Genomic DNA, 25,556 nt, shown 5'->3' with positions numbered 1-25,556 from the left:
GGTCACCGCCCGGTGCCTCCGTACACCACGGCCTCGTCGGAGTCGGAGTCGAGACCGAAGGCGGTGTGGACGGCACGGACGGCCTCGTTGACGTCGTCGGCGCGCGTCACGACCGAGATGCGGATCTCGGAGGTCGAGATCAGCTCGATGTTCACGCCCGCGTCGGACAGGGCCTCGAAGAAGCCGGCCGTGACGCCCGGGTTGGTCTTCATACCGGCGCCGACCAGGGAGATCTTGGCGATCTGGTCGTCGTAGCGCAGCGACTCGAAGCCGATGAGGGCCTTCTGCTTCTCCAGCGCGTCGATGGCCTTGCGGCCCTCCGACTTGGGCAGCGTGAAGGAGATGTCGGTCAGCCCGGTCGACGCGGCGGAGACGTTCTGCACCACCATGTCGATGTTGATCTCGTTGTCCGCGATGGTGCGGAAGATCGCGGCGGCCTCGCCCGGCTTGTCCGGCACTCCGACGACCGTGATCTTCGCCTCGGACGTGTCGTGGGCGACACCGGAGATGATGGCCTGCTCCACCTTGCGGTCCCCTCGCGGTTCGTTGCTGACCCACGTGCCCTGGAGGCCCGAGAAGGACGACCGGACGTGGATCGGGATGTTGTAACGGCGTGCGTACTCGACGCAGCGGTGCAGCAGCACCTTGGAGCCGGAGCTGGCGAGCTCCAGCATGTCCTCGAACGAGATCCAGTCGATCTTCCGGGCCTTCTTCACGACCCGGGGGTCGGCGGTGAAGACGCCGTCGACGTCGGTGTAGATCTCGCACACCTCGGCGTCGAGCGCCGCGGCGAGCGCGACGGCGGTCGTGTCCGACCCGCCGCGCCCGAGGGTGGTGATGTCCTTCTTGTCCTGGGACACGCCCTGGAAGCCCGCGACGATGGCGATGTTGCCCTCGTCCAGCGCCGTACGGATCCGGCCCGGCGTGACATCGATGATGCGCGCTTTGTTGTGGACCGAGTCGGTGATGACGCCTGCCTGGCTGCCGGTGAAGCTCTGGGCCTCATGACCCAGGTTTTTGATCGCCATGGCCAGCAGCGCCATGGAGATCCGCTCTCCGGCGGTCAGCAGCATGTCGAACTCACGCCCGGCAGGGATCGGCGATACCTGCTCGGCGAGATCGATCAACTCGTCCGTCGTGTCGCCCATCGCCGAAACCACGACGACCACCTGGTGGCCGTTCTTCTTGGCATCGACGATTCGCTTGGCGACGCGCTTGATGCCTTCGGCATCGGCAACGGAGGAGCCTCCGTACTTCTGCACGACAAGGCCCACGTGCGCTCCTCGCTCAGTCCGTTTGCGGTCAGCTCAGTCTAACGAGCGGCCGGGAAACGCCCCCGCCATACCACATCGTGAGATGTCCCGCTCACGAAGTGATCATCGCGGGGCGCCTCCCGGCCGCTCGGACTGTGCCTGCCCGGGGTCCGGCGAGGTACGCGGAATGTGGGCCGGGTCACCTCGACCGGGCCCCCTCGCTCATGCTGACGGTACGTAGGCCAGCCCGTGAGCGCCCGGTTCGCCGGACCGGCCCACCTCCAGGGTCGCGACGGCCGCCCCGGCCTCCAGGTCCACCACCGTCACGGTGCTGGACGAGACGGCGGCGACGTACCCGTACCGCCCGTCCGGCGACGAGGTGATCGTCAGCGGGAAGGCACCCACGTCCAGGCGGGCCCGCTCCCGGAAGTCGCCGTCGTACACGTGCAGCACGCCCGGCTCCTGGCCGCCCAGCGCCGACCCCCCGGCCGTCATGCGCAGCTCGCCGGCCAGCAGCAGGCCCGTCGACGTCACGTGCACCGGGAAGACGACGCCCTCGGTCGGCAGCGTGCGGACGACCGTGCCGGTCGCCGTGTCGACGACCCGCACGCCCGCGTCCCGCACCGGGCCGCCGCCGAAGTCGCCCTTGGGGGCGGCCACGTACACCTGGCTCCCGTCCCGCGACACGGCGATGCCCTCACTCCCGGGGACCCCGATACGGTCCACGAGCGCGCCCGACCCGACGTCCACGACCGACACGAACGGCGCCTCCTTGTTCGCCGTGTACGCGCGCGTGCCGTCCGGTGTGAGCGTGAACCAGTGCGGCCCGGGCGCCCCGACGTCCACCCGGCGCACGGGGCGCAGCGACTCGGCGTCCAGGGCCACCAGCGCCCCGTCCTCGCCGTCGGACGCCCCCTCGACGCTCACCCACAGCAGCTCCCCCGACGGGTCGAGCGCGATCCCGTGCGGCGCCCACTCGGGCGCCAGGTCGACGACGTCGGTGACCCGGCGCTCGTCGGGGTCGAGGACGACCAGCTCCCGCGCCCGGCCGCTGTTGGCGTGGTAGTAGCCGGAGCGGTACGTGACCGTGCAGTACAGCCGCCGCCGTGCCGCGTCGAAGTGCAGCTCGTGCGGCTCGTGCGGTACGACGGCCTCGCCGAGCCGGTCGTACGTCACCGCGTCGAAGAAGGTGACCGTGGGGCCGCTCTGGCTCACCACCGCCAGGACATCGTTGTACGTCTTCGTCATGCGCCCAGCTTTCGGACCACGCCCGATTGACTCCAATGCAATGCTGGCAAGGTGTCTTTGCGGCGTACGCAAACGGTGTGGTCGGGTCGCGGATGGACGCGCCCGCCTGTGAGGAGAGTCACCCGGTGGAACCGCTCGGCCCGAAGCTCGACCTGAACCTGCTGGTCGCCCTCGACGCTCTCCTCGAAGAGGAGAGCGTCACCGGCGCCGCCGCCCGCCTCCACGTCTCCGCCCCCGCCATGAGCCGCACCCTCGGCCGCATCCGTGCCGCTCTCGGCGACCCCGTCCTCGTCCGCGCCGGTCGCCACCTCGTCCCCACGCCCCGCGCCGTCGAGCTGCGCCCACGGGTCCACGCGGTGGTCGCCCGGGCACGGGAGCTGCTCGCCCCCGAGCCGGTCACCGACCCGGCCGCCCTCACCCGCGAGTTCACCGTCCAGGCGAGCGACCTGGTCCTCGCGGAACTCGCCGCCCCGCTGATCAGCGCCGTCGCCCGCGAGGCTCCTGGTGTCACCCTCCGCTTCCTCCCCGAGAGCCTGGAAGGCACACCGGCACTGCGCGACGGGCGCCTCGACCTGGAGATCGGGGTCATCGGCCACCCGGACCCGGAAACCCGGACCGAGGCGCTGGGCGAGACCGGCCTCCTGGGGGCCGTACGCCCGCAGCACCCCCTCACGCGTACGAAGGTCACCGCACGGGCCTTCGCGTCCGCCGGACACATCGGAGTCTCCCGGCAGGGCCGGGTGCGGGGCCCGGTCGACGACGCGCTCGCCGCGCGGGGACTGCGGCGCCGGGTCGTCACCGTCGTACCGAGCTGGTCCGCCGCCCTCTTCCTGTGCCGCGAGACCGACCTGGTCTGCCTCGCGCCGGCCCGCGCCGCCGACGCGCTCGGCCTGCACACCTTCGAGGTGCCCCTGGAGCTCCCGCCGCTCGCCCTCGGCATGGCGTGGCACCCCCGCAACGACGCGGACCCGGCGCACAGATGGCTGCGCGACCGGGTCCGTGAGGCCTGGAACCCCGACGACGGGGGTGCTACTTGACCGTGCGCATCCCCAGCGGGCCGAGGATCTCCTGGGCCATCACGCGGCCCGCCTCCTCCGCGAGGGCCTCCTCGGTCACGTCCTCGTCCGTGTCGAGCCCGTCCAGCTCCTCCAGCGGCTGGTCGAGCCGGACGTGCGAGACCAGGGACTGGAGGGCCCGCAGGGTCGCCGAGGCGGTGGGGCCCCAGTTGGAGAAGTACGAGAACTGCCACCACCACAGGGCCTCCGTGGTGCGGCCCGCCCGGTAGTGGGCCAGGCCGTGGCGCAGGTCCATGATGATGTCGGCCAGGTTGTCGGAGATCCGGCACGGCACGGGCGCCTTGCGGGGCTCGTAGGGGTCGAAGACCTCCGAGAAGACGTCCACCGGGTCGAGCATGGTCGCGAACCGCATCCGCAGCTCGTCGACGTCCACGTCCGGACCGGTGTCCGGCTCGTACCGCTCCTCCGGGATGATGTCCTCGTGCGCGCCCAGCCGGCCGCCGGTCAGCAGGAGCTGGGAGACCTCCAGGAGCAGGAACGGGACGGCGCTGTCGGGCTCGTCGCCCTTGGCCACTTCCGTGGTGGCGACGATGAAGGACTCGATCGAGTCGGCGATCTGGACCGCGAAGCTGTCGGGGTCCAGCGAGTGCGCGTGCAGTGTGGCGTCAGACATCGAGGAGTCGTCTCCCTTCGAACGCACGCCCGAGCGTGACCTCGTCGGCGTATTCCAGGTCTCCGCCAACGGGGAGTCCGCTGGCGAGGCGCGTCACCTTCAGGCCCATGGGCTTGACCATGCGCGCCAGGTACGTCGCGGTGGCCTCCCCCTCCAGGTTGGGGTCGGTCGCCAGGATCAGCTCGGTGACCGTTCCGTCCGCGAGACGGGCCAGCAGCTCGCGGATCCGCAGGTCGTCGGGGCCGACGCCCTCGATCGGGCTGATCGCGCCACCGAGCACGTGGTACCGCCCACGGAACTCGCGCGTCCGCTCGATCGCGACGACGTCCTTCGGCTCCTCGACCACACAGATGACCGCCTCGTCACGGCGCGGGTCCCGGCAGATGCCGCACCGTTCCTCCTGCGCGACGTTGCCGCACACGGCGCAGAACCGCACCTTGTCCTTGACCTCCAGGAGGGCATGGGCGAGGCGGCGTACGTCGGTGGGCTCGGCCTGGAGGATGTGGAAGGCGATCCGCTGGGCGCTCTTGGGACCGACGCCTGGCAGCCTGCCCAGCTCGTCGATGAGGTCCTGAACCACGCCTTCGTACAACGGAACGCCTCTCGTGGAGTGCTGTGATGCTTACGGTAGTTGCTGTGCCGACGGGTTAGAAGGGCGGGCGCCGGGCCCGTCCCTCCCGGCCCGGACGGCGCCTGGAAATTCAGGCCCGGGATGCCCAGGCCCGGGATGCCCGGGCTCTAGAACCCCAGGCCCGGGATGCCGCCGCCGCCCAGGCCCTGGGCGAGCGGGCCGAGCTTGGCCTGCTGGAGCGCCTGCGCGTTCTCGTTCGCGGCCTGGACGGCGGCGACGACGAGGTCGGCGAGGGTCTCGGTGTCCTCCGGGTCGACCGCCTTGGGGTCGATGACCAGGGAGCGCAGCTCGCCCGCGCCGGTCACCGTGGCCTTCACCAGGCCGCCGCCCGCCTGCCCGTCGACCTCGGTCTGCGCGAGCTCCTCCTGGGCGCGGGCGAGGTCCTGCTGCATCTTCTGGGCCTGCTGGAGGATCTGCTGCATGTTGGGCTGGCCACCACCGGGAATCACGGTCACTCCTGGCATTTCGACGATGAGTATTCGGTATGCCGAGCCTACGTGGTCGCCGGACGGTGTGCCCCATCCACACGGCTTCACTCTTTCGTGTGAGAAACGGGCGTGCCCCCTAGCTGATCAAGCCCCTCTTGCGGGCGGAAATACCGGGATTTCGCGCTTCCGGCCCACCATTCGGCGGTAGGAAAGGGCATGCGCACCAGTACGCACACGCGCATCGCACCGCCCGCACGTTACGGATTGTCACGCAGAGCGCAGAGGAGTGCCCCGGTGAGCCAGCCGGAGATGCAGCCCGGGGGCCCCGCCCGGGGGGAGGGCGACAGCCACGACCGGTACGGCGGCCACGGCGGCGATCTGACCGGGCGGCCGTTCCCGCTCGGCGACTGGGGCGAGCCGGCGGAGCGGCTGGACGAGCTCTACCGGTGGGTCGAGGGCCAGGCGCTGCGGACGGCCGAGTGGTACCTGGAGGACCGCACCTGGAAGCGGCGCGGCGCCCGTACCTTGCGGATCGGTACGGCGCTGGGCGCGATCGCCGGCGCCGGGCTGCCCCTGCTGGACCTGACGGGCGCGCTGGACGGGGCGTCGGGGTGGGGGTACGTGTCGCTGCTGCTGGGCGCCGCGTGCCTGGCCTGCGACCGGTACTTCGGCTTCACGTCCGGGTGGATGCGGGACGTGGCGACGGCGCAGGCGGTGCAGCGGCGCCTCCAGGCGCTCCAGTTCGACTGGGCGGCGGAGAGCATCCGGGAGGTGCTGGGCCCGACGGAGGGCACGGCGAGCGAGGCGGCGGAGCGGTGCCTGGGGGTGCTGCGGCGGTTCTCGGAGGACGTGACGGAGCTGGTGCGGGCGGAGACGGCGGACTGGATGGTGGAGTTCCGGTCGGGCCCGGCGCCGCTGGTGATGCAGTCGACGCTGTCGTGCGCGCCGCCCCGCGCGGAGGGCGGCGCCCATCCCTCCGGGCGCTTCCCGCTCCCGCCGGGCACCCGCCCCAACATGCCGCGCCAGCGCCCGCCGGAGCCCCGCTGAGCCCGTCCCTGGGGCAGGGCCTGGGCCTGGGGCTGGGGGTCGGGCCCGGGGGCCGGGGGCCAGGACGCGGGGTCGGGGACGGGGGTCGGGGACGGGGGTCGGGGATCGCGGCCGGGCCCGGAGGCTGGGGTCAACTGAAGATGATCATCGAGCCCTGGCCCAGGCTGCGGGTGGCCGCCGCGTGCAGCCCCAGCCACACGTGCCGTTCACGGGCGAAGGGGCTCTCGTCGTACGGGATCGGCCCGGCGGGCTCCTCCAGGGCCGTGGGGTGGTCCGGCGGGTGCGGCGCGGCCGGGGGGTTCGCGGGGTCGATGCCGATCGACGGGGCGACGTACTCCAGCTCGCGCAGCAGGCCCTGGGCGGAGCCCAGCGGGCCGCCGCCGGCCAGCAACTCCTCGTTGGACAGCGGCGTGGGGAAGTCGACGGGCACGTACGCGCCCGCGTGGTCGTAGTGCCACACCAGGTGGGACTGCTGGGCCGTCGACTCGAACATCTCCAGGAGCTGCTCGTAGTCGCCGCCCAGTTCGTCGACCGGGGTGACGGCGAGGCCGCAGATCTGAAGCAGGTAGGCGCGGCGGAGGAAGTGCAGGGCGTCGTAGTCGAACCCGGCGACCGGCGCGACGTCGCCCGACAGGCCCGGCATGTAGGCGAAGACGGGCACGGTCGGCAGGCCCGACTCGGTGAGGGCCTTGTCGTACGCGGCGATCTCTTCCGCGAAGGGGTTGTCGGGGCTGTGGCACAGCACGTCGACGAGGGGGACCAACCACAGGTCACAGGCCAAGGGAGACTCGCTCTCCTTCAGTCAGTCGGGCAGCTACGGCGGGCGGTCGGGACAGGCGGTCGGGACAGATTAGTGCCCGGCTCGGGTGCACATCCCATACCCATACGGGATGGGCGGTAAGAGCCGTCAGCGCGGCCCGTCGGGCCCGTTCAGCTCGTCGAGGTGGTCGGCCCAGCGCATCGAGTGGGCGTTGTACGCGTCGATGGCGGCCATCACCGCGTCGGGGTCGCCGAGCGTGACCGCGTCGACGAGCGCCTCGTGGCCGTTCCACAGCCACGCGCCCGGCTCGCGGGCGGCCCGCAGGTGCGGCACGGCGAACACCCAGGCCTGGACGCGCAGCCGGTGCAGGAAGTCGGCGATGTAGCGGTTGGCGACGAAGCCGCTGAGCTCGCGCCAGAAGCGCAGGTCGTAGCCGATCAGGATGTCCAGGTCCCCGGCGCGCGCCGCCCGCGCCGCCTCCTCCGCCCGCCGCCGTACCGACACCAGCGGCGCCCCGTGCGCCTGGAGGGCGCCGGCCCGGTCGCACAGGCGGCGGAAGATGCCGTCCACGATGAGCGCGCGGGCCTCGACCATGCCCCGGTAGTCCTCGACCGAGAACTGGTGGACGCGGAAGCCCTTGTGCTGGTCGGAGTCGAGCAGGCCCTGTGCCGTGAGGTCGACCAGCGCTTCCCGCACGGGCGTCGCCGACACTCCGTACTGCTCGGCGATGTGCTTGACCGTGAACTCCTGCCCCGGCTGGAGACGCCCCGCGAGCACCTCGTCACGCAGCGCGTCCGCGATCTGCTGCCGCAGGGTGTTGCGGGTCACAGCTCCGCTCGCGGGCATGGCTTCTGGCCCCCTCCGTCCGGTTCCGGACACCTTAAGCCAGCCGGAGGGGGCGTACGGAGCCGGTTACGCGGTGCGCTCGTCGGCGACCGAGAGGGCGGCGTCGAGGGCGGCGAGGCCCTCCTTGGCCTCGGCCTCGGTGATGTTGCAGGCGGGCACGGCGTGGGTGCGGTTCATGTTGATGAAGGGCCACAGGCCGTTCTTCTTGCAGGCCGCGCCGAAGGCCGCCATGGGGGCGTTCGCCTCGCCCGCCGCGTTGTACGGGACGAGGGGTTCGCGCGTCTCCCGGTCGCGCACGAGGTCCAGCGCCCAGAAGGCGCCGAGACCGCGCACCTCGCCGACGGACGGGTGGCGCTCGGCGAGTTCGCGGAGGCCCGGGCCGAGGACGTTCTCGCCGAGGTGGGCGGCCTGTTCGACGACCTGCTCGTCGGCCATGACCTGGATGGTCGCGACGGCGGCGGCGCAGGCGAGGGGGTGCCCGGAGTAGGTGAGTCCGCCGGGGTAGGGGCGCTTGTCGAACGTCGCGGCGATCTCCGCCGAGATGGCGACGCCGCCGAGGGGCACGTACCCGGAGTTGACGCCCTTGGCGAAGGTCAGCAGGTCGGGTACGACGTCGAAGTGGTCGGCCGCGAACCACTTCCCGGTCCGCCCGAAGCCCGCCATGACCTCGTCGAGGATGAAGACGATCCCGTACCGGTCGCAGATCTCGCGGACGCCGGCGAGGTAGCCGGGCGGCGGGGTCATGATGCCGGCGGTGCCGGGGACGGTCTCCAGGATGATCGCGGCGATGGACTGCGGCCCCTCGAAGGCGATCGTGCCCTCCAGGTGCGCCAGGGCGCGCTCGCACTCCTGCGCCTCGGTCTCGGCGTAGAACGGCGAGCGGTAGAGGAACGGCGCCCAGAAGCGCACGACGCCGGCGGAGGCGGTGTCGGAGGCCCAGCGGCGCGGGTCGCCGGTGAGGTTGATCGCGGTGGAGGTGGCGCCGTGGTACGAGCGGTAGGCGCTGAGGATCTTGGGGCGGCCCGTGTGCAGCCGGGCCATGCGGGCGGCGTTCTCGACCGCCTCGGCGCCGCCGTTGGTGAAGAAGATCTTGTCGAGGTCGCCCGGCGTGCGCTCGGCGATGAGGCGTGCGGCCTCGGAGCGTACGTCGATGGCGAAGGCGGGCGCGAAGGTGGCGAGCTTGCCGGCCTGTTCCTGGATCGCGGCGACGACCTTGGGGTGCTGGTAGCCGATGTTGGTGTAGACGAGGCCGCTGGTGAAGTCGAGGTAGCGGTTTCCGTCGTAGTCCCAGAAGTACGCGCCCTCGGCGCCGCCGACGGCGAGCGGGTCGATCAGGCCCTGGGCGGACCAGGAGTGGAAGACGTGCGCGCGGTCGGCGGCCTTGACGGCGGCGCCGGCCCGGGGATCGGCGAGATCGGCATGAGGGGTCATGCCGCCCAGGGTAAGGACGCGCAGGTGGGCGCCGGTATGGCCATCTTGTATGCCGGAAGGCGCGGGGGTCGGCAGGGTGTCGGGCGTCGGGGGCACCGAAGCGGTGTTGACAGCATTCTGTCGTTGTGACAGCATTCTGTCATCAGCTCGAATGGTTGAACGGAATCCGCAGCTCCAGCCAGCACCCAGCCGCTGACGCGCCCACACAGGAGGCCACCATGTCCGGCACCAACCCCCGCAAGACCGTTCATCTCGCCGTCTACGACACGCTGGCCGACTGGGAGACCGGGCACGCCACCGCCTGGCTGGCGCGCAGCGGGTACGAAATCCGCACGGTCGGCCCCACCACCGAGCCGGTGACCAGCATCGGCGGGCTGCGCATCACCCCGGACCTCGCCCTGAGCGACCTGCGCCCCGAGGACAGCGCGCTGCTGATCCTCCCCGGTGGCGACCTGTGGGACACCGGCGACGACCTGGCGCCGTTCGCCGCCAAGGCGCGGACCTTCCTCGACGCGGGCGTGCCGGTGGCCGCGATATGCGGTGCCACCGCAGGGCTGGCGCGGGAGGGGCTGCTGGACGACCGGCGGCACACCAGCGCGGTCTCCTACTACCTCGCGGCCACCGGTTACAAGGGCGGCGAGCACTACGTGGACACGGACGCGGTCACCGACGGGGACCTCATCACGGCCGGGCCCACCGAGCCGGTCGCCTTCGCCCGGGAGGTCCTCGGGAAGATGGGGGCGTTCGAGGGTGCCCAACTGGACGCCTGGTACCGGCTGTTCCACGACTCCGACCCGGCCGCCTTCGAGGAACTGAACTCGTGACCCGCGTCGAACGTGACCTCCAGGACCTGCTCAGCCGCACCGCACTCGGTGTGTTCCGGCTGAACGGCCAGTTCCTCGCCGTCTCGGAGCACATGGCGAGGCCGGCCGGGCTCACCGCCGCGTGGTGGCAGGTGCTCGGGGCCGTGCTGTCCGAGCCGTTGCCGGTCTCCGGGGTCGCCCGCGTCATGGGCATCACCCGGCAGAGCGTGCAGCGGATCGCGGACCTGCTGGTCCACGAGGGCCTGGCCGAGTACCTGCCGAACCCGGCCCACCGGCGCGCCAAGCTCCTCGCGCCGACGCACCTGGGCCGGGTGACGGTCGCCCGTATAGACCCGGCTCACGCCGAACTGGCGACCCGTCTCGCCGCCGAACTGGGCGAGGAGGCGTTCGCCGAGACGGCGCGGGTGCTGGAGCGGCTTTCGGAGGCGATGGACGCGGTCACGGCCTCGCCGATCACCCCGGCGGACGCGGCGAACTGAGGATCGGCGCGGTGCGAACCGGTAGGGTGGCGGTCTCCCCAGCCGTCCGGCCGGGGACCGATTGCGAGGAGGTGAGACCCATCAACGCCAGGTCAGGCTGGGTGCTCTCTTCTCACCGCGGTGCGGTCGACCCGACATAGGGCAAAGGGACCGAGGGAGCACCCCAACGGCTCCCGAAAGGTTCTCCCATGTCTGTATCCAGCGACTCCACCGCCGGTTCCACCACCAGCTCCGCCGTCGTCAGCACCCTTCGCGCCGCCGGGTGCGTCTTCGCCGAGGACGAGGCGCGGTTGCTCCTGTCGACGGCCCGCACATCGCACGAGCTCGATGCCATGGTCGGGCGCCGGGTCGCCGGCCATCCCCTCGAACACGTCCTGGGCTGGGCCGAGTTCCGCGGCTTGCGCGTCGCCGTGGACGCGGGGGTGTTCGTGCCGCGCCGCCGCACCGAGTTCCTCGTCACGCGGGCGGAGGCCCTCGCCCCACCCGGGGCCGTGGTCGTCGACCTGTGCTGCGGCTCCGGCGCACTGGGCGCCGCGCTCGTATCGGCGCTGCCCGGTGCGGAGTTGTACGCGGCCGACATCGACCCGGCCGCGGTGCGCTGCGCCCGCCGGAACGTCGCGGCCGCCGGGGGCCGGGTGTACGAGGGCGACTTGTACGAGCCGCTCCCGGTGGCGCTGCGTGGGCGGGTCGACATACTGCTCGCCAACGTGCCCTACGTCCCGACCGGGGAGGTGGAGTTCCTGCCCGCCGAGGCCCGCGTGCACGAGGCGCGCGTGGCGCTGGACGGCGGCGCGGACGGGCTGGACGTCCTGCGGCGCGTCGCCGCCGAGGCGCCCGCCTGGCTGGCCCCGGGCGGCAGCCTGCTGTTCGAGACGAGCGAGCGCCAGGCGCCCGCCGCCACGGCCATCGTCGCGGCCGCCGGCCTGGCCCCGCGCGTCACGGCCTGCGAGGAGCTGTACGCGACGGTCGTCATCGCCACACGGCGCTGAACGGGCGTCTCCACGGCCGAGTAGGGTGATTCATAGGAAACCACCCGAAAGGGGGCGACATGTCCGCGATCAAGGAAACCATCGAAATCTCGCGTCGTCCCGAAGACGTGTTCGCCTACATGACCGACTCTTCCCACCTACCCGAATGGCAGGAGAGCGCCGTATCGGCACGCCACGTGCTCGACACCCCCGAGGGCGTGGGCTCACGCGTCGCGGTGACCCGGCGGATCGGTCGCCGGGAGATTCCGATGACCATGGAATGGAGCGAGCTCGACCCGCCGAGGAGCTGGCGTATCGACGGTGTCGACGGCCCGGTCAGGGGCCACGCGCACGGCACGATCGAGCCGGTCGGCGATGGGGAACGGTCGCGCGTGACCATCGAGCTCGACTTCGAAGGGCACGGGGTCGGCAAGGTCCTGGTGCCGCTCGTCGTGCGTCCTCAGGCCCGCAAGGAAATACGGAGGAACGAGCAGCACCTCAAGGACGTGCTGGAGCGGCAGGCATGACCGCATGACCGGTGTGGGGCCCTGGGATGTGGGCCCCATGTCGCTTACTGGCCTCGCTTGTCGCTTACTGGCCTCGCCTACTGGTCGGGTCCCGTCCAGTCGAAGGTGATGTGCTTGCTGGACTGGCCTTCCCGGCTCCAGGTGAATCCGTACGCGTCCGCCCGGTCGGCCGTCGCGCGGCCCCAGGTGGCGACCTGTCCCGGTCCCGTTTCGGAGCCCGGCAGGTTGGTGCTCTGGACGCGGGCGCCCTCCGGGGTCGTCGGACCGGTGAGAGCCTCGGCCCGGGCCTCGACCCGGCCGGGGACGGCAGCGCTCCAGGAACCCAGGTCGTCGTCGATCCGGAATTCGATGGGGGCGAATTCCATGCCCCGCATCTCGAAGTTGCCGATCTGCGCGAATTCGGCGGGCCAGCTTCCGGCCTGACCACCGAAGATCATCTGGATGGCCTCGCGCTGCGCGTCATCGGCTCGCTCGTCGATGAAGATGGCGGCGTAGGCGTCGGTGTGTTCGCCCGCCCAGACGTGGCCGGTGAACGAAGCGACTATCAGCACGTTGAGGTCATCGAGGACAACGTCTCCATAGCTGCCCTCACGTATGTGCCACACCATGACGCCCTCGCAGTCACCGAACGTGGGCGGCTGCGCGAAGGTGCATGGGCACGGGACATTGCACTTGCAGGTGTCGAACCAGTCCCCGGCCACGTGCCAGCGGGGAACGGTCTGTGGTGTCTGGGCCGTGTCAGTCATGTTCGGACCTCCTCCACCTCGCTTTCCATCCTGCACCCGCCACCGATCACGGGGCCAGGGCCACCGGGTGGTGCGGGGCATGCCGGGACGTGCTGTCCTGGAGGGGAGGAGCGCCGTGAACCACTCCCGGACCACCGCCGCGTACCACCGCCGGATGGCCACCGAGCCCCCGCTGCGGCGGGGCAACCTGCTCCCGGCGCGGGTGCTCGTGACCGCCTGGTCGCTGCTCGTGCTGATCGCCGTTCTCGCGTGGGTACTGACCGTCGGACAGGCCCGGCACATGGGGGTCGAGCCGGGAACCATGGGGATGGGCGTCCCCCTGTTCCTGCTGCTGTGGCTGGCGATGATGGCCGCCATGATGCTGCCGTCGGTCGCGCCGGTGGCGATCACCTGGGCGCGGGGAATCGGCCGGCGGTCGACGGGCGTGACACGGGCGGCCCGGATGGCGTCGTTCGTCGCGGGCTACCTCCTGGTCTGGACGACGTTCGGGCTCCTGGCATACGCGGCCCTGGCGGCCACCGGAGACCTCGTCCACGATCACCCCGACGCGGGGCGCTGGATCGGCTTCACCGCCTTCCTGCTGGCCGGGCTCCAGCAGCTCGGGCCGCTGAAGAACGTCTGCCTGCGCCACTGCCGCAGCCCCCTGAGCCAGCTCATGCGGTACGCGGGGTTCCGGCACTGGGCCCGGGACTTCCGGGTGGGGGCGCACCACGGGCTGTACTGCGTCGGCTGCTGCTGGGGGCTGATGATCGTCTTCATCCCGCTGGGGGTCATGAACATCGCGGCGATGGCGGGGGTGGCGGCGGTGATCTTCGCCGAGAAGCTGTGGCGGCTGGGGCCGGTGTTCTCCACGGCGGTGGGCATCGTCTTCCTGGCGCTCGCCGGCCTGGCACCCTTCCACGACTGGCTGCTACCGGGCCTGACACCGCCCGGCGCGCCGATGCCCATGCACTGACCGGGGCGGCCACTCCTGCCGAAGTGACCGCCCCTGGGTCCTGCGCCGTGGTCACCCCCACGGCATGAAGCTCAGTACAGCGAGCCGTAGGCGCCCCATCCCGAGCCGATCTGGACCGTGGGGCCGAAGGAGCCCTTGCCGTCGCCGCTGTTGCGCAGCAGCTTGCCGTTGGTGTCCCGGGAGATCAGGTCGTACTTGTGGTCCCCGTCGACGTCACCCGTGCCGATGATGGCGTCCCGCCCGGTCCCCCAGTCGCTGAAGACCAGGGTCCGCGCCAGGAAGGCGCCCGTCCCGGTGCTCTTGTACCGCCACAGCTCGCCGCCCGCGTCGCGGGCGAGCAGGTAGGGGTGGCCGTCGCGGTCGAGGTCACCGGCGCCGATGAGCGTGAGACCGTTCCACTTGCCGGCGAGCTTGACGCCCGCCTTGATGCCGCCCGCCGCGTTGTCCGCGTACAGGTAGAGGTCACCGGTGGAGCGCTGGCGGGCCAGCAAGTCGGGGCGGCCGTCGCCGGTCATGTCGCCGGAGTTGAGCAGCGCGTCGAAGGTGCTGAAGCCCGCGCCGATCTTCGCCTTGGGGCTCGTGGGCGTGGGGACCCCGGCGCACTTGGCGCTGTGGCGGTAGAGGTCGCCGGTGGTGGTGCGGGTGAGGACGTCGTTGCAGCCGTCGTTGTCGAGGTCGCCGAACGGCACGACGTGGTTGACGCCGGTCCAGCCGCTGGACGTCGTCGAGGTGCCCTTCACGGGCTCGTGGGCTCTCATCGTGTCCCCGTTGAGGGAGAAGAGCTCGCCGATACCGTCGCCGTCGTAGCCCCGGAAGGGCAGGTACACGTCGGCGACCTGGATGGTCCCGGTGCGTACGGCCCGGGGGCCGCTGCCGTCGCCGGGGTCGGCGTGCAGCGTCCAGGTGTAGTGGGCGGCGGGCACGAAGGCACCGTCCGCACCCCTGCCGTCCCAAGCGAGCGTGAACTCCGCGCCCTCGCGGCTGGTTTGGATGTGGGTGGCCACAGTCGCACCGGCCGGGTTCTTGATCTCGATGGTGGCGCGGACGGCGGGCCGCGACAGTTGCCAGGAGCCGTACCAGCCGCTGTCCCCGCCGTTCGCGACATTCAGCACCGCGGTGTCCAGGCGCTCCTCGATGACGCCGATCGGGGAGCGCGGCACGGTCACCGGCTTGATGTGGATGCGTTCCTCGGCGTCCGTGAACGCCACGTGCCCGCCGAACTTGTCGACGGACCAGTCGGCGTCGGCCGGTACGGAGGCGAAGTCGGTCGTCGTGACGGCCGCCGGGTCGCCCGTGTGGAAGTCGGTGAGCGTGAGCTTCCCGGCCGCCTTGTCCTTGCGGACCAGGAAGCCGTCGCCGAGCTGCGTCTCGCCGAAGGGCACGGGGGTGCTCACCCGGGTCTTCTGGTCCCAGACACCCGCCTTGGCGCCCTGGGCGCAACTCCAGTGGATCCAGCGGCCCACGGCCTGGAGCTGGTTGGGGGTGCAGCCGGAACCGATGGCGAGGGCGGGCGAGGCCGCCTTCGTCTTCACGTCGTACCAGGAGATGGTGGACGGCGCGCCGGGGTCGGACGTCCAGAAGGTGGTGCCCCAGATCGTCGACGCGGCCTTGCCGTCGAACCGGCGGGTGCTGAACTGCCTCTTGAGGTCGCCCACGTACTGGGTGTCGGCGGTGCCCGAGACGACGTACCGGCCGGACCCGCCGGTCAGCCGTCCGTACATCCCGTCCGCGTGCTGCCCTTCGATGCCCCCGATGACATCACTGCCCGTCTGGTGCGCCGCCTCGCCGTTGCCGAGCGGAACCAGGGCGTCGACGCTGCTGGGCATGCCCCGGACCCTGATCCGCTTGTCCGCCGTGGGCGTGCCGGTGATGGACAGGAGGTGCTCGTAGAGCCCCGGGTAGGGGGACACGTCGGAGGTGGCCTGGTAGTGCAGCGCGCCGGCGCCCAGGGTGAGGCCGTCCACGGTCGCCGACGCGGGCGGTACGTCCTTGACCTTGGCGATCCTCGGGGCGCCGTCCGCACCGAGGCTGATCCGGCGCACGGCCCAGTCCGTGGCGCTGGTGCCGCCGGTGACGAGCAGGCTGCCGTCGGGAGCGACCCGCGGCTGCGCGGCGGAGTGCGCCAGCAGGAAGCGGGGCTGACCACCGCCCACGGGGATGGCGTGCATCTGCACACCGGGCAGCTTGGTCACCCAGCTCTCGGGCGACCAGCCGAAGACGATCCAGTCGCCGATCACGGTCGGCCAGACGGGGGAGGTCTTGTATCCGTTCGGCGGCTTCGGGAGCTGCGTCACCACGGGCGTAGCCAGCGGGTTTTCGCGCGGCACGGTGCGGATCTCGTTCGGGGCGGCGCCGCCGTTCCCGTCGAGCAGGTGGCGGTCGCCGAAGTGGATGACGTCCACGTCGGCGGGGTCGGGCATGCCACGCAGCTCGGCCGTGGCGTAGTCAACCAGGTACTCCTTCCCGGCCGTGCCGCCCGGGGCGGTCAGGAACAGCACCGCGCCCTTGGTCGTCCGGTGGTAGGCGGCGTCGCCTTTCCGCAGCACCAGGCCCTCGGGCACACCCGTCACCGGCCGCTCGACGGCCTTGCCGTCCTGCATCCGGACGATGCCCAGACCGGTCAGCGAACCGTCCGCCGCCGACCGGGACACCAGCACCGAGTCGGCGGTGAAGCCCTGGGTCCAGCTCGCGCCCTCCGGCACCTCCACCTTCCGGACCCCGGTGGACCCCAGCGCGGTGATGCTCACCGTGCGCGGCGCACCCGGGGTCTCGGGGTCGAGCGTCGCGCGCATGCCGCCGTATCCGCTGCCGGTGGCCGTCAGCGGGGTGGTCGCACCGGTGGCGTGGTCCGTCCAGAGGGTTCCGGTGGTGCCCTCCTGCTGGTGCAGGAAGCCGTCGGCGCCCGCCTCCAGCACCGTGTCGGCGCGCGGCTGGTAGCGGATGGGCGCGGGCACCACGACCTCGGCCGCCGGGTCGTCCGCCGCGTAAGCCGCGCCCGGGAACAGGGGCACGAGGGTGCCCGCCAGGGCGACGGACAGGACGACGGACGCACCGGAGCGCGTCAGGGCATGACGTTGCAAGGATCCCTCCCCAGGAACCACAGAGGCGAGGGAGATGGCGCGGCAGCTCACCGCCGCTGAGAAATCCCGCCCGGCCCCCCTGGCGCGCGCTCCCCCGCAAGACGGGGGGATCGTAACAGTGGCCACACGCGCCACGACGGGACAATTCGAACGCGTTCAACGCAGAGGGCGGCCACCCGCCGGTGGCCGCCCCCCGAATGAGGTGTCTCAACAGCTCAGGTTGGAGCCCGTCGGGACGCCCAGGATCTGGGTGAAGCGCTGGTAGTTGTTGATCCGGCTCTGCACCTGCGCCGGGTTCTTGCCGTCGCACTCCAGGGAGCCGTTGATGGAGCGGATGGTCTGGCCGAAGCCGGCGCCGTTGACCATGGCGTTGTGGGGGGTCATCGTGCCGGGGCCGTTCTGGGTGTTCCAGTACCAGAGGCCGGTCTTCCAGGCGATGGGGGCCTCCCGCTCCACGCGGTAGGGGTTGTTGAGCAGGTCGATGCCGAGGGCGTCGCCCGCCGCCTTGTAGTTGAAGTTCCAGCTCAGTTGGATCGGGCCGCGGCCGTAGTACGCCGCCTGGCCGGCCGGGCAGCCGTAGGGCTGGTTGCGGTCGCAGTAGTGCGGGTAGTTGGCGGTGTTCTGCTCGACGATGTGGACCAGGCCGCCCGTCTCGTGCGAGACGTTCGCCAGGAACGCGGCGGCCTCCTGCTTCTTCACCGTGTCACTGCCGGTGTTGGCGAAGGCGGGGTACGCGCTGAGCGCGGCGGTCAGGCCGCTGTACGTGTAGAAGGAATTCCGGTTCGGGAACATCTGGTTGAACTGGGCCTCGCTCACCACGAAGCCCGACGGGGAGGGGGCCGGCGTCCCGCCGCCTCCCCCGCACGCGCCCTGGTCGGACCAGACGTCGGCGGAGCCGGGGCGCTCGTTCTGCGTCCACCACTTCGCCAGCCAGTTGCGGCCGTTGTACGAGGCGGCCTTGCCGCCCGTGTAGACGGTGGCGGAACTCCACGGCGCCGCGCACTCGGCGGCGGACGCGGTGGCGGCGGGGAGGACGACGGCCAGGCCGACGGCCGTGACGAGAGCGGCGAACAGGGTCAAAAGGCGTCGCAGCATAGGGCTTGCCCTTTCGGTGGGGGGTGGCCCTACGGAAGCGCGAATGGTCTGTACCTGTCAAGGTCTAGACCAGACCTCGTTACGGTTGAACTTTGGGCGAACTACTGACCGCCGGAGGTGAGTTCGAGACACGGCCTCCCTACCGTGAAGCCGTGGACTGGCTGAATCCCGAGAATGTCATCGCCGTCGCCACGGCCCTGCTCGGCGTCCTCGTCTCGGCCGCCATGCTCTGGTACGAGCGCCGCGTCCCGCCCCGCCGCAAGCGCATCGGTTACCGCGTCCAGCTCGACACCCCCATCGGCAGCGACGCCCGCAACGGCGGCCGGGCCAACGTACGGCTCGGGCTGTTCAACGAGACGCCCGACATGTCCGACGCCAGCCTCGTACTGCTCCGCGTCGAGAACGACGGCGCCCAGTCCATCGCCGGCGACGACTACACCGCACGCGGGCCGCACGGTCTCACCGTGGAGTTCACCGACCGGACCGTACGGGCCATCGCCGTCACCCAGTCCCCCGGCGCCGACCACCTCATGGAGCACTTCACGGCCGCCGCCGGGCTCCAGCACCGCGACGGCACCATCCACCTCCCCCGCGTCCCCCTCAACCGCGGCGAGCACTTCAAGCTCCTCGTGCTGCTGACCGGCGCCGGTGTCGGCAGCCCGGTCACCGTCACCGGCGGCATCCGGGACGGCAAGGTGCGGCCCAACCGCGCCGCCACCCCCGACGAGAAACCCCCGCTCTTCAGCCGGGCCGCCCGTACCGTCACCGTCGTCCTCACCGCCTGCGTGATCACGCTCGCCGCGATCATCGTGCGCGAGGACCCTCCGCCGCCCATGGGCTGCGCCAGGGGCACCCTGACCGTCACCGGCTCGACGGCCTTCGCACCCGTCGTACGGGAACTGGCGACGAAGTACGAGAAGGACTGCCCCGGCGCCACCGTCCACGTCGAGGCGCACGGCAGCACCGCCGGGATCCGCCGGCTCGCCGACGAAGGGGCGAAGAGCAAGGACGGCGCGCCGGCCCTCATCGCCCTGTCCGACGGGCCCAAGCCCGGCGGGTACCCGCAACTGCGCGAAAGCCGTGTCGCCGTCTCCCTCTTCACCCTCGTCGTCAACGACGAGGTACCGGTGAAGAACCTCTCCCTCGCCGACATCAGGCGGATCTACCGCGGCGACATCACCGACTGGAAGCGGCTCGGCGGACCCGCCCTGCCCGTCCTCCTCGTCAGCCGGAACGCCAACTCCGGTACGCGGGAGGTCTTCCAGCGCCGCGTCCTCGGCCGCAACGAGTCCGCCCAGTCCTCACGCGACTGCGCGACGAAGGACTACCCGGAAGCGCCCGTCGTACGGTGCGAGCTGGACAGCACCGAGCAAGTGCTGAACACCGTCGCCCGGCTGCCCGGTGCCATCGGGTACAGCGAGGTGCGGGCAGGCAGCGACCTCGGCGGGCTGCACCGGCTCGCCATCGACGGACGCAGCCCGGACGTCGACCGGATCCGCGAAAGCGGCTACCCGTACCGTGAGCTGGAGTACGCGTACACCTATGGCCAGCCACCCGCCGACTCGCTCACCTCCTCCTTCCTCACCTACCTCAGCCGTGGCAGCGGCCAGGACGTCATCCGTACGCACGGACATCTGCCGTGCATGACGCCGGAGGGGCTGCGGGTCTGCGGCGATGAGTAACAGCCACCAGGCTCTGGCATGCTCTGTTCACGTGGAGCCTCTCAGTGGTGACGACCCCGTCCAGATCGGCCCGTTCCGCCTGCTCGGCAGACTCGGGTCCGGCGGCATGGGCCGCGTGTACCTGGCCCGGTCGGCCGGCGGCCGGACCGTCGCGGTCAAGGTCGTGCACGCCGAACTCGCCGCGGAGGACGAGTTCCGGCGCCGCTTCGCCCGCGAGGTCGCCGCGCTGGAGAAGGTCGGGGGCGCCGGCACCGCGCCCGTGCTCGGTGCGGACACCGCCGCCGAGGCGCCCTGGGTGGCCATCGGTTACGTCGCCGGGCCGTCCCTGCGCACCGTGGTCGGGGACGAGTACGGGCCGCTGCCCGCGGCGTCCGTGCGGTCGCTGGCCGTCGGGCTGGCCCGCGCGCTGGAGCACATCCACGCCGCCGGACTGGTCCACCGGGACCTGAAGCCCGCCAACATCCTGCTCACCGTCGACGGGCCCCGCATCATCGACTTCGGGATCGCCCGGGCCGTCGACACGGTCACCGACGGCGGCCTGACCAGTACGGGAGCGGTCGTCGGATCGCCCGGCTTCATGTCACCCGAGCAGGTGCGGGGCGAGCGGCTCACTCCCGCGTCGGACGTCTTCTGCCTCGGCTCGGTCCTCGCGTACGCGGCGACCGGCCGCGCCCCGTTCGGCACCGCCGACAGCGGCGTCCACGCCATGATGTTCCGCATCGCCCACGACGAGCCGGACCTCACCGGGCTGCCCGCCGAGCTGGACGACCTGGTCCGGGGCTGCCTCGCCAAGGACCCGGCCGCCCGCCCCACCGCCGCCCACCTGGCCGCGCACATCGAGGCCGGCGAGCCATGGCTGCCCGCCGGGCTGCTCGCCCAGCTCGGCAGGATGGCCGCCCGCCTCCTGGACGAGGACGGCGACCCCACCCCCGTAACCCCCGCACCGGAGCCCGCCCGCACGAAGAAGCGGCGCCCGCTCCTCATCGGAGGCGTCGCCCTCGCCCTCACCGCCGCGGTGGCCGTCGCGTACGGGCTGACGGACCGCTTCGGACAGCCGGGGGCCACGGCCGGGGACCCCAAGGCGGACAAGCCCCGCGACATCGTCCCCGCCGCCTTCCTCGGCGCCTGGGAAGGGGTCCTCCGGGGCACCGACACCGTCCCGTACGAGACCGCCCGCATCGAGATCACCCAGGGGGCGCCGGGCGACAAGGCGGGGATCTACGTCCACGTCGGCGGCGAACGGCTCTGCATGGGCCGGTCGACCCTCGTCTCGGCGGACGAGGACAAGATCGTGTTCGGTGAGAGCGACGTGACGACGAGCGTGCCGGCCCGGCGCTGCACGCCGGCCGCCCACCAGAAGCTGACCGTCCGATCGCCGGAGGTCCTGGAGTGGTCGTCGGGCGCGGCGACCGCCACCTTCCGCAAGGCGCGGTCCGGGCCGAGTGTCGTGCCCAAGGAGTTCCTCGGGCACTGGAAGGACGTCCCGAACCCCGACGTGTCCGACCCGCACCAGGACCTCTACAGCCACGAGGTGATCATCACCCAGGGCCCGGTCGGCGCGCCGCTCGTCCGGTTCGAGCAGAGCTTCCCGCAGACCGACGAGGAGACCGGCGAGCCGCTGTCCGGCACGGTCAACTGCGCCGAGACGGCAGTCCTCGGCGGCGCGGGCAACCTGCTGGTGCTGGGCCCGGCCACGGTCGACGCCGCCGCGTCCGACCGGGAGTGCACGGCCTCCGGCGCGTCGGTGAACCTGCGCGTCCAGCGGGTCGACGGCAAGGACCGGCTGCTGGTGTACGGGATGGACGCGGACGGGGAGCCCGGCGAGTTCTCCAAGGAGAACTGACCGGGCTCCCCGTCACGGGTGCCCCTGGAGAGGACTACAGGAACGAGTTGATCTCGATCGTCTCGGTGCGGCCGGGGCCGACGCCGATCGCGGAGATCGGCGCGCCCGACATCTCCTCCAGCGCCTTCACGTACGCCTGCGCGTTCTTCGGCAGGTCCGAGAAGGTCTTCGCCTTGCTGATGTCCTCGGACCATCCCGGCAGGTACTCGTAGATCGGCTTCGCGTGGTGGAAGTCGGTCTGCGAGTACGGCAGCTCCTCGACGCGCTTGCCGTCGATCTCGTACGCGACGCAGACCGGGATCTGCTCCCAGCCGGTGAGCACGTCCAGCTTGGTGAGGAAGAAGTCGGTCAGGCCGTTGACGCGGGTGGCGTAGCGGGCGATGACCGCGTCGAACCAGCCGCAGCGGCGGTCACGGCCGGTGGTGACACCCCGCTCGCCGCCGATACGGCGCAGCGCCTCGCCGTCCTCGTCGAACAGCTCGGTCGGGAACGGGCCGGCGCCGACACGGGTGGTGTACGCCTTGAGGATGCCGATGACCCGGCTGATCTTCGTGGGGCCCACGCCCGCGCCGGTGCAGGCACCGCCGGAGGTCGGGTTGGAGGAGGTCACGAAGGGGTACGTGCCATGGTCGACGTCCAGGAGGGTGCCCTGGCCGCCCTCGAAGAGGACGACCTTGCCCTCGTCGATGGCGTTGTTGAGGATCAGCGTCGTGTCGGCGACGTACGGCTCGATCTGCTCCGCGTACTGGAGCATCTCCTCGACGATCCGGCCCGGCTCGATGGCGCGGCGGTTGAAGACCTTGGCGAGGAGCTGGTTCTTCTGCTCCAGCGCGGCCTCGACCTTCTGCGTCAGGATCGACTCGTCGTAGAGGTCCTGGACACGGATGCCGACACGGTTGATCTTGTCGGCGTACGTCGGGCCGATGCCGCGCCCGGTCGTACCGATCTTGCGCTTACCGAGGAACCGTTCCGTCACCTTGTCGAGGGTGACGTTGTACGGAGTGATCAGGTGAGCGTTACCGCTGATCAGCAGCTTCGACGTGTCGACGCCGCGCTCGTTCAGCCCGCTCAGCTCGGAGAGCAGGACCGCCGGGTCGACGACGACACCGTTTCCGATCACCGGGGTGCATCCCGGCGAGAGGATTCCGGAAGGGAGAAGGTGCAGCGCGTACTTCTGGTCGCCTACGACAACCGTGTGGCCGGCGTTGTTGCCGCCCTGGTAGCGCACCACGTAATCAACGGATCCACCGAGGAGGTCGGTGGCCTTTCCCTTGCCCTCGTCACCCCACTGAGCACCGAGCAGCACAAGTGCGGGCACAGGCGTACACCCCTTCCGGGCGGGGCATGTCCAAGGCCAGGGGCAGTACAAACGTCGTACGACGCTGTACGACACAACCTGAGCCGTCGGACCGGGTGCCCCGGAATAGACGAAGCCCCTGGCGCAATAGCGCAAGGGGCTCTTGCACAAAGATGCTACCCGAGGAAGGACCGAGGTGTCGGCTCCCGACCAGTTGCTGGTCGTCATCGACGCGGTCGCGCGCCGGAACGACGGCGAGTCCGTACGGATCGCGAAGGACGTGCTCTGCGCCGGGGCGAGCGCGAAGATCTGCCTCCCGGACACCCCGGCGGAGTTCGCCCGGGCCCTCGCGCGGCGGGGTTCGCGCCGGCCGGTGGTCATCGGTGACGACCGGGCGCTGCTGCGGGCGGTGGCGCTGCTGCACCGGGGGCGGGAGCTGGCCGACGGGGCGTTGTCGCTGGTCCCGGTGGGGCCGCGCGGCTCGGTAGAGCTGGCCGGGGCGCTGGGCGTGCCGCTGGGGGCGGTGGCCGCCGCGCGGGCCGTGCTGGACGGGGCGGCGCGGCGGCTGGACCTGCTGGTCGACGACAGCGACGGCGTGGTGGTGCGGGGGCTGAGGATCCCGGCGGGGCCCGCGGGGCTGTCGGTGGTCGAGCCCCCGTCGGTGTGGGACGCGTGCCGCTCGCTGGTGCGGACGCTGGTGCGCCCGGCGCCCTCCGTGCCGGCGATACGTCCGGCGACGCGGACACACCGGCTGCGGGTCGAGGCCGACGGACGGCTCCTGAGCGACCTGGACGACCCGGTGGAGGGCGTGACGGTGCTGTCCCGGGACGGGATCGCCGAGGTGGTGGTCCGCCCCCGGTCGGCCGAGCCGGTACGGGCGGAGGCGACCGCGGTGACCATCTCCGGCGCCTCGTTCCGCTACCGCGCGGACGCGCTGGTCACCGGCCCGGTCTGGACCCGCACCTGGACGCTCCGCCCGTCGGCGTGGTCCCTGACCCTGCCGACGCGGTAACGCGGGCGCCGGGGCGTCGGGCGGCGCCCTTCGGCGGCGGCGGGGACGCGACGGGGTAGCGCGGCGCACCGCGGAACGGCCGGGACGCGGCACGCGCCCACCCGACCGGGCAAACGGCCCGAGCACGGGCGGCGCACGGCGCCGGGGCGGTGCGGGGCGGCGCCCGTCGTCGGCGGGGGCGCGCGGCGAGGGCGCGGGCGCGGGCCCGGCGCGGGCAGGGCGGGCGCGGGGCCGGCGCCGGGCCTACAGCGCGTCGAGAGGGCCGGTTATGGGCGGGGTCGACGTGTCGTCGTCGTCATCGTCGTCCGGGCTGCCGGGGAACATCAGCCACGCGCTGGCGCTGATCATGGCCAGCGAGGTCAGGCCCAGGCCGAGCTTGAGCAACCGCATGCCTCCCGTCCAGTCGTGCGGGGATCCGAAGACGATCCAGAATCCGAGGGCTGCTCCGGCGAGCAGGACGATGACGGCGGCGGTGCGGCGCAAGGCGGTCGACATCCGTCCATGATCGCATTCAGACCTCGACGAGCAGCCCCTCCAGCCCCCGGATCACGAAGTTCGGCTTGCGCTCCGGCTCCTTCACGAGCCGGAGCGCCGGCGCGCGCTCCAGCAGTGCGCTCATCGACGCGGCCAGCTCGATGCGGGCCAGCGGGGCGCCGATGCAGTAGTGGATGCCCGCGCTGAAGGAGATGTGGGGGTTGTCCCGGCGGGACAGGTCCAGCGTGCCGGGGCGGTCGAAGACGTCCGCGTCACGGTTGGCCGAGCCGAAGAGCAGGGCGATCTCCGAGCCGCGCGGGATCGTGGTGCCGTCGATCTCCATGTCGTCCAGCACCCAGCGCTCGAAGAGCTGGAGCGGGGTGTCGTAGCGGAGCAGTTCCTCCACGGCCGTGGACACCTCGACGCGTCCGGCGCGCAGCGCGGCGAGCTGCTCCGGGTGCCGGAAGAGGGTCCACCAGCCGCCCACCGTGGCGTTGACCGTCGCCTCGTGGCCGGCGTTCAGCAGCAGGACGCAGGTGGAGATCATCTCCTGCTCGGTGAGCCGGTCGCCCTCGTCGTGTGCCGCGATCAGCGCGCTGATCAGGTCCTCGCCCGGGGACCTGCGCCGCTCGGCGATCAGCTCCCGCAGGTACGCGGAGAACTCGACCGACGCCCGGACCGCGCGGGCGGCCGTCTCCTCGTCCGGGTTCAGCTCGTACATCCCGCAGATGTCCGCCGACCAGGGCCGCAGCGGCGCCCGGTCGGACTCCGGGATGCCGAGCATCTCCGCGATGACGGCGACGGGCAGGGGCTCGGCGACGGCGGCCAGCAGATCGCCCCCGCCCCCGGCGACCAGGGAGTCGGCCAGCTCGCCCGCCAGCCGGTGGACGTAGGGCCGCAGCCGCTCGACCGTACGCGGGGTGAACGCCTTCGACACCAGGCGCCGGATGCGGGTGTGGTCCGGCGGTTCCAGGTCCAGCATCCCGTGGTCGTTCAGGACGTGGAACGGCTCGTGTTCCACCGGATGAGGGGTCCGGCCGAAGTCCTCGTCCGTGAAGCGGTGCCGGTACGTCCGCCCCAGCCGCCGGTCACGCAGCAGCGCGGACACATCGGCGTGGCGCGGCACCAGCCACTGGCGCGTCGGCTCGAACCAGTGCACCCGGCCACGGGCGCGCAGCTCGGCGTACACGGGGTAGGGGTCGGCGACGAACGCGGGCGACCACGGGTCGAAGTCCATGGGC

General features: G+C 71.8%; 24 protein-coding genes. 10 read left to right on the top strand and 14 right to left on the bottom strand.

Annotated elements, in window-relative coordinates; genetic code table 11:
* Positions 1–2: 2 nt before the first annotated feature.
* Complete coding sequence (locus AB0J57_RS14065) at positions 3–1,274, bottom strand: aspartate kinase (protein ID WP_126887848.1); 1,272 nt, start codon at positions 1,272–1,274, stop codon at positions 3–5.
* Between the two features lie 201 nt (positions 1,275–1,475).
* Positions 1,476–2,501, bottom strand: coding sequence for a YncE family protein (locus AB0J57_RS14060; protein ID WP_366128336.1), 1,026 nt, complete (start codon positions 2,499–2,501; stop codon positions 1,476–1,478).
* Between the two features lie 125 nt (positions 2,502–2,626).
* Between AB0J57_RS14060 and AB0J57_RS14055 the strand changes: the two genes are divergently transcribed.
* Positions 2,627–3,538, top strand: a complete 912-nt coding sequence (locus tag AB0J57_RS14055; RefSeq protein ID WP_366128335.1) for a LysR family transcriptional regulator — start codon at positions 2,627–2,629, stop codon at positions 3,536–3,538.
* Here the strand turns inward: AB0J57_RS14055 and AB0J57_RS14050 are convergent.
* The 3 genes from AB0J57_RS14050 to AB0J57_RS14040 form a co-directional block, all read right to left on the bottom strand.
* A complete protein-coding gene (locus AB0J57_RS14050; protein ID WP_366128334.1) occupies positions 3,531–4,190 on the bottom strand; it encodes a DUF5063 domain-containing protein in 660 nt (219 codons plus the stop codon). The two genes, AB0J57_RS14055 and AB0J57_RS14050, sit on opposite strands and share 8 nt — an antisense overlap.
* Complete coding sequence (gene recR / locus AB0J57_RS14045) at positions 4,183–4,782, bottom strand: recombination mediator RecR (protein WP_064067261.1); 600 nt, start codon at positions 4,780–4,782, stop codon at positions 4,183–4,185. Before recR ends, AB0J57_RS14050 begins: the two co-directional genes overlap by 8 nt.
* Before the next feature lie 146 nt (positions 4,783–4,928).
* Entirely contained in the window at positions 4,929–5,270 is a 342-nt protein-coding gene (locus AB0J57_RS14040) for a YbaB/EbfC family nucleoid-associated protein (protein ID WP_079136718.1), read from the bottom strand.
* A 273-nt stretch (positions 5,271–5,543) separates the two neighbouring features.
* On the opposite strand from AB0J57_RS14040, the gene AB0J57_RS14035 reads away from it, so the two are divergent.
* Positions 5,544–6,296: an SLATT domain-containing protein gene (locus AB0J57_RS14035; protein ID WP_366128333.1), complete on the top strand. Its 753-nt coding sequence runs from the start codon at positions 5,544–5,546 to the stop codon at positions 6,294–6,296.
* A gap of 130 nt (positions 6,297–6,426) precedes the next feature.
* Here the strand turns inward: AB0J57_RS14035 and AB0J57_RS14030 are convergent, their stop codons facing one another.
* From AB0J57_RS14030 to AB0J57_RS14020, 3 genes are all read right to left on the bottom strand, one after another.
* The gene (locus tag AB0J57_RS14030) at positions 6,427–7,077 is read right to left on the bottom strand and encodes a hypothetical protein (RefSeq protein WP_366128332.1); all 651 of its coding nucleotides are present in this window, start codon (positions 7,075–7,077) and stop codon (positions 6,427–6,429) included.
* 126 nt (positions 7,078–7,203) lie between these two features.
* Positions 7,204–7,902 (bottom strand): GntR family transcriptional regulator, encoded by a 699-nt coding sequence (locus tag AB0J57_RS14025; RefSeq protein ID WP_366128331.1) that lies wholly within the window; start codon positions 7,900–7,902, stop codon positions 7,204–7,206.
* Between the two features lie 66 nt (positions 7,903–7,968).
* Positions 7,969–9,333, bottom strand: coding sequence for an aspartate aminotransferase family protein (locus AB0J57_RS14020; RefSeq protein WP_366128330.1), 1,365 nt, complete (start codon positions 9,331–9,333; stop codon positions 7,969–7,971).
* Positions 9,334–9,551: 218 nt separating this feature from the next.
* Here AB0J57_RS14020 and AB0J57_RS14015 point away from each other — a divergent pair, with 218 nt between their 5' ends.
* The 4 genes from AB0J57_RS14015 to AB0J57_RS14000 all read left to right on the top strand — a co-directional run bounded on the left by AB0J57_RS14015 (position 9,552) and on the right by AB0J57_RS14000 (position 12,131).
* Positions 9,552–10,157 (top strand): type 1 glutamine amidotransferase family protein, encoded by a 606-nt coding sequence (locus AB0J57_RS14015; RefSeq protein ID WP_366128329.1) that lies wholly within the window; start codon positions 9,552–9,554, stop codon positions 10,155–10,157.
* Positions 10,154–10,636 carry a MarR family transcriptional regulator gene (locus tag AB0J57_RS14010; protein ID WP_366128328.1) on the top strand — a complete coding sequence of 161 codons (483 nt, stop codon included), beginning with the start codon at positions 10,154–10,156 and terminating at the stop codon, positions 10,634–10,636. Before AB0J57_RS14015 ends, AB0J57_RS14010 begins: the two co-directional genes overlap by 4 nt.
* 188 nt (positions 10,637–10,824) lie before the next feature.
* Positions 10,825–11,625 carry a putative protein N(5)-glutamine methyltransferase gene (locus AB0J57_RS14005; RefSeq protein WP_366128327.1) on the top strand — a complete coding sequence of 267 codons (801 nt, stop codon included), beginning with the start codon at positions 10,825–10,827 and terminating at the stop codon, positions 11,623–11,625.
* A 59-nt stretch (positions 11,626–11,684) separates the two neighbouring features.
* Complete coding sequence (locus tag AB0J57_RS14000) at positions 11,685–12,131, top strand: SRPBCC family protein (protein WP_366128326.1); 447 nt, start codon at positions 11,685–11,687, stop codon at positions 12,129–12,131.
* Positions 12,132–12,208: 77 nt separating this feature from the next.
* Here the strand turns inward: AB0J57_RS14000 and AB0J57_RS13995 are convergent, their stop codons facing one another.
* A complete protein-coding gene (locus AB0J57_RS13995) occupies positions 12,209–12,877 on the bottom strand; it encodes a DUF1326 domain-containing protein (protein ID WP_366128324.1) in 669 nt (222 codons plus the stop codon).
* 154 nt (positions 12,878–13,031) lie between these two features.
* Between AB0J57_RS13995 and AB0J57_RS13990 the strand changes: the two genes are divergently transcribed.
* Positions 13,032–13,832 (top strand): DUF2182 domain-containing protein, encoded by an 801-nt coding sequence (locus AB0J57_RS13990; RefSeq protein ID WP_366128523.1) that lies wholly within the window; start codon positions 13,032–13,034, stop codon positions 13,830–13,832.
* A gap of 71 nt (positions 13,833–13,903) precedes the next feature.
* Here AB0J57_RS13990 and AB0J57_RS13985 read toward each other — a convergent pair whose 3' ends face one another.
* Both AB0J57_RS13985 and AB0J57_RS13980 read right to left on the bottom strand, forming a co-directional pair.
* Entirely contained in the window at positions 13,904–16,912 is a 3,009-nt protein-coding gene (locus AB0J57_RS13985) for an FG-GAP-like repeat-containing protein (RefSeq protein WP_366128323.1), read from the bottom strand.
* 207 nt (positions 16,913–17,119) lie between these two features.
* Complete coding sequence (locus tag AB0J57_RS13980; RefSeq protein WP_366128322.1) at positions 17,120–18,007, bottom strand: glycoside hydrolase family 19 protein; 888 nt, start codon at positions 18,005–18,007, stop codon at positions 17,120–17,122.
* Between the two features lie 152 nt (positions 18,008–18,159).
* On the opposite strand from AB0J57_RS13980, the gene AB0J57_RS13975 reads away from it, so the two are divergent.
* Both AB0J57_RS13975 and AB0J57_RS13970 read left to right on the top strand, forming a co-directional pair.
* Complete coding sequence (locus tag AB0J57_RS13975) at positions 18,160–19,689, top strand: substrate-binding domain-containing protein (RefSeq protein ID WP_366128321.1); 1,530 nt, start codon at positions 18,160–18,162, stop codon at positions 19,687–19,689.
* 31 nt (positions 19,690–19,720) lie between these two features.
* Entirely contained in the window at positions 19,721–21,532 is a 1,812-nt protein-coding gene (locus AB0J57_RS13970) for a serine/threonine-protein kinase (RefSeq protein WP_366128320.1), read from the top strand.
* A 34-nt stretch (positions 21,533–21,566) separates the two neighbouring features.
* On the opposite strand, the gene AB0J57_RS13965 is transcribed toward AB0J57_RS13970, so the two are convergent.
* Complete coding sequence (locus AB0J57_RS13965; RefSeq protein ID WP_366128319.1) at positions 21,567–22,850, bottom strand: adenylosuccinate synthase; 1,284 nt, start codon at positions 22,848–22,850, stop codon at positions 21,567–21,569.
* 175 nt (positions 22,851–23,025) lie between these two features.
* On the opposite strand from AB0J57_RS13965, the gene AB0J57_RS13960 reads away from it, so the two are divergent.
* Positions 23,026–23,841 (top strand): diacylglycerol kinase, encoded by an 816-nt coding sequence (locus AB0J57_RS13960; RefSeq protein ID WP_366128318.1) that lies wholly within the window; start codon positions 23,026–23,028, stop codon positions 23,839–23,841.
* A 243-nt stretch (positions 23,842–24,084) separates the two neighbouring features.
* Here AB0J57_RS13960 and AB0J57_RS13955 read toward each other — a convergent pair whose 3' ends face one another.
* Together AB0J57_RS13955 and AB0J57_RS13950 are read right to left on the bottom strand one after the other, a co-directional pair.
* A complete protein-coding gene (locus AB0J57_RS13955) occupies positions 24,085–24,336 on the bottom strand; it encodes a hypothetical protein (protein WP_366128317.1) in 252 nt (83 codons plus the stop codon).
* 16 nt (positions 24,337–24,352) lie between these two features.
* Positions 24,353–25,552 carry a cytochrome P450 gene (locus tag AB0J57_RS13950; protein ID WP_366128316.1) on the bottom strand — a complete coding sequence of 400 codons (1,200 nt, stop codon included), beginning with the start codon at positions 25,550–25,552 and terminating at the stop codon, positions 24,353–24,355.
* Positions 25,553–25,556 lie beyond the last annotated feature (4 nt).

The organism is Streptomyces sp. NPDC049837, from assembly GCF_040674455.1.
In the GTDB taxonomy this organism is placed as follows: domain Bacteria; phylum Actinomycetota; class Actinomycetes; order Streptomycetales; family Streptomycetaceae; genus Streptomyces.
This window is presented reverse-complemented; position numbering and strand designations above follow the sequence as displayed.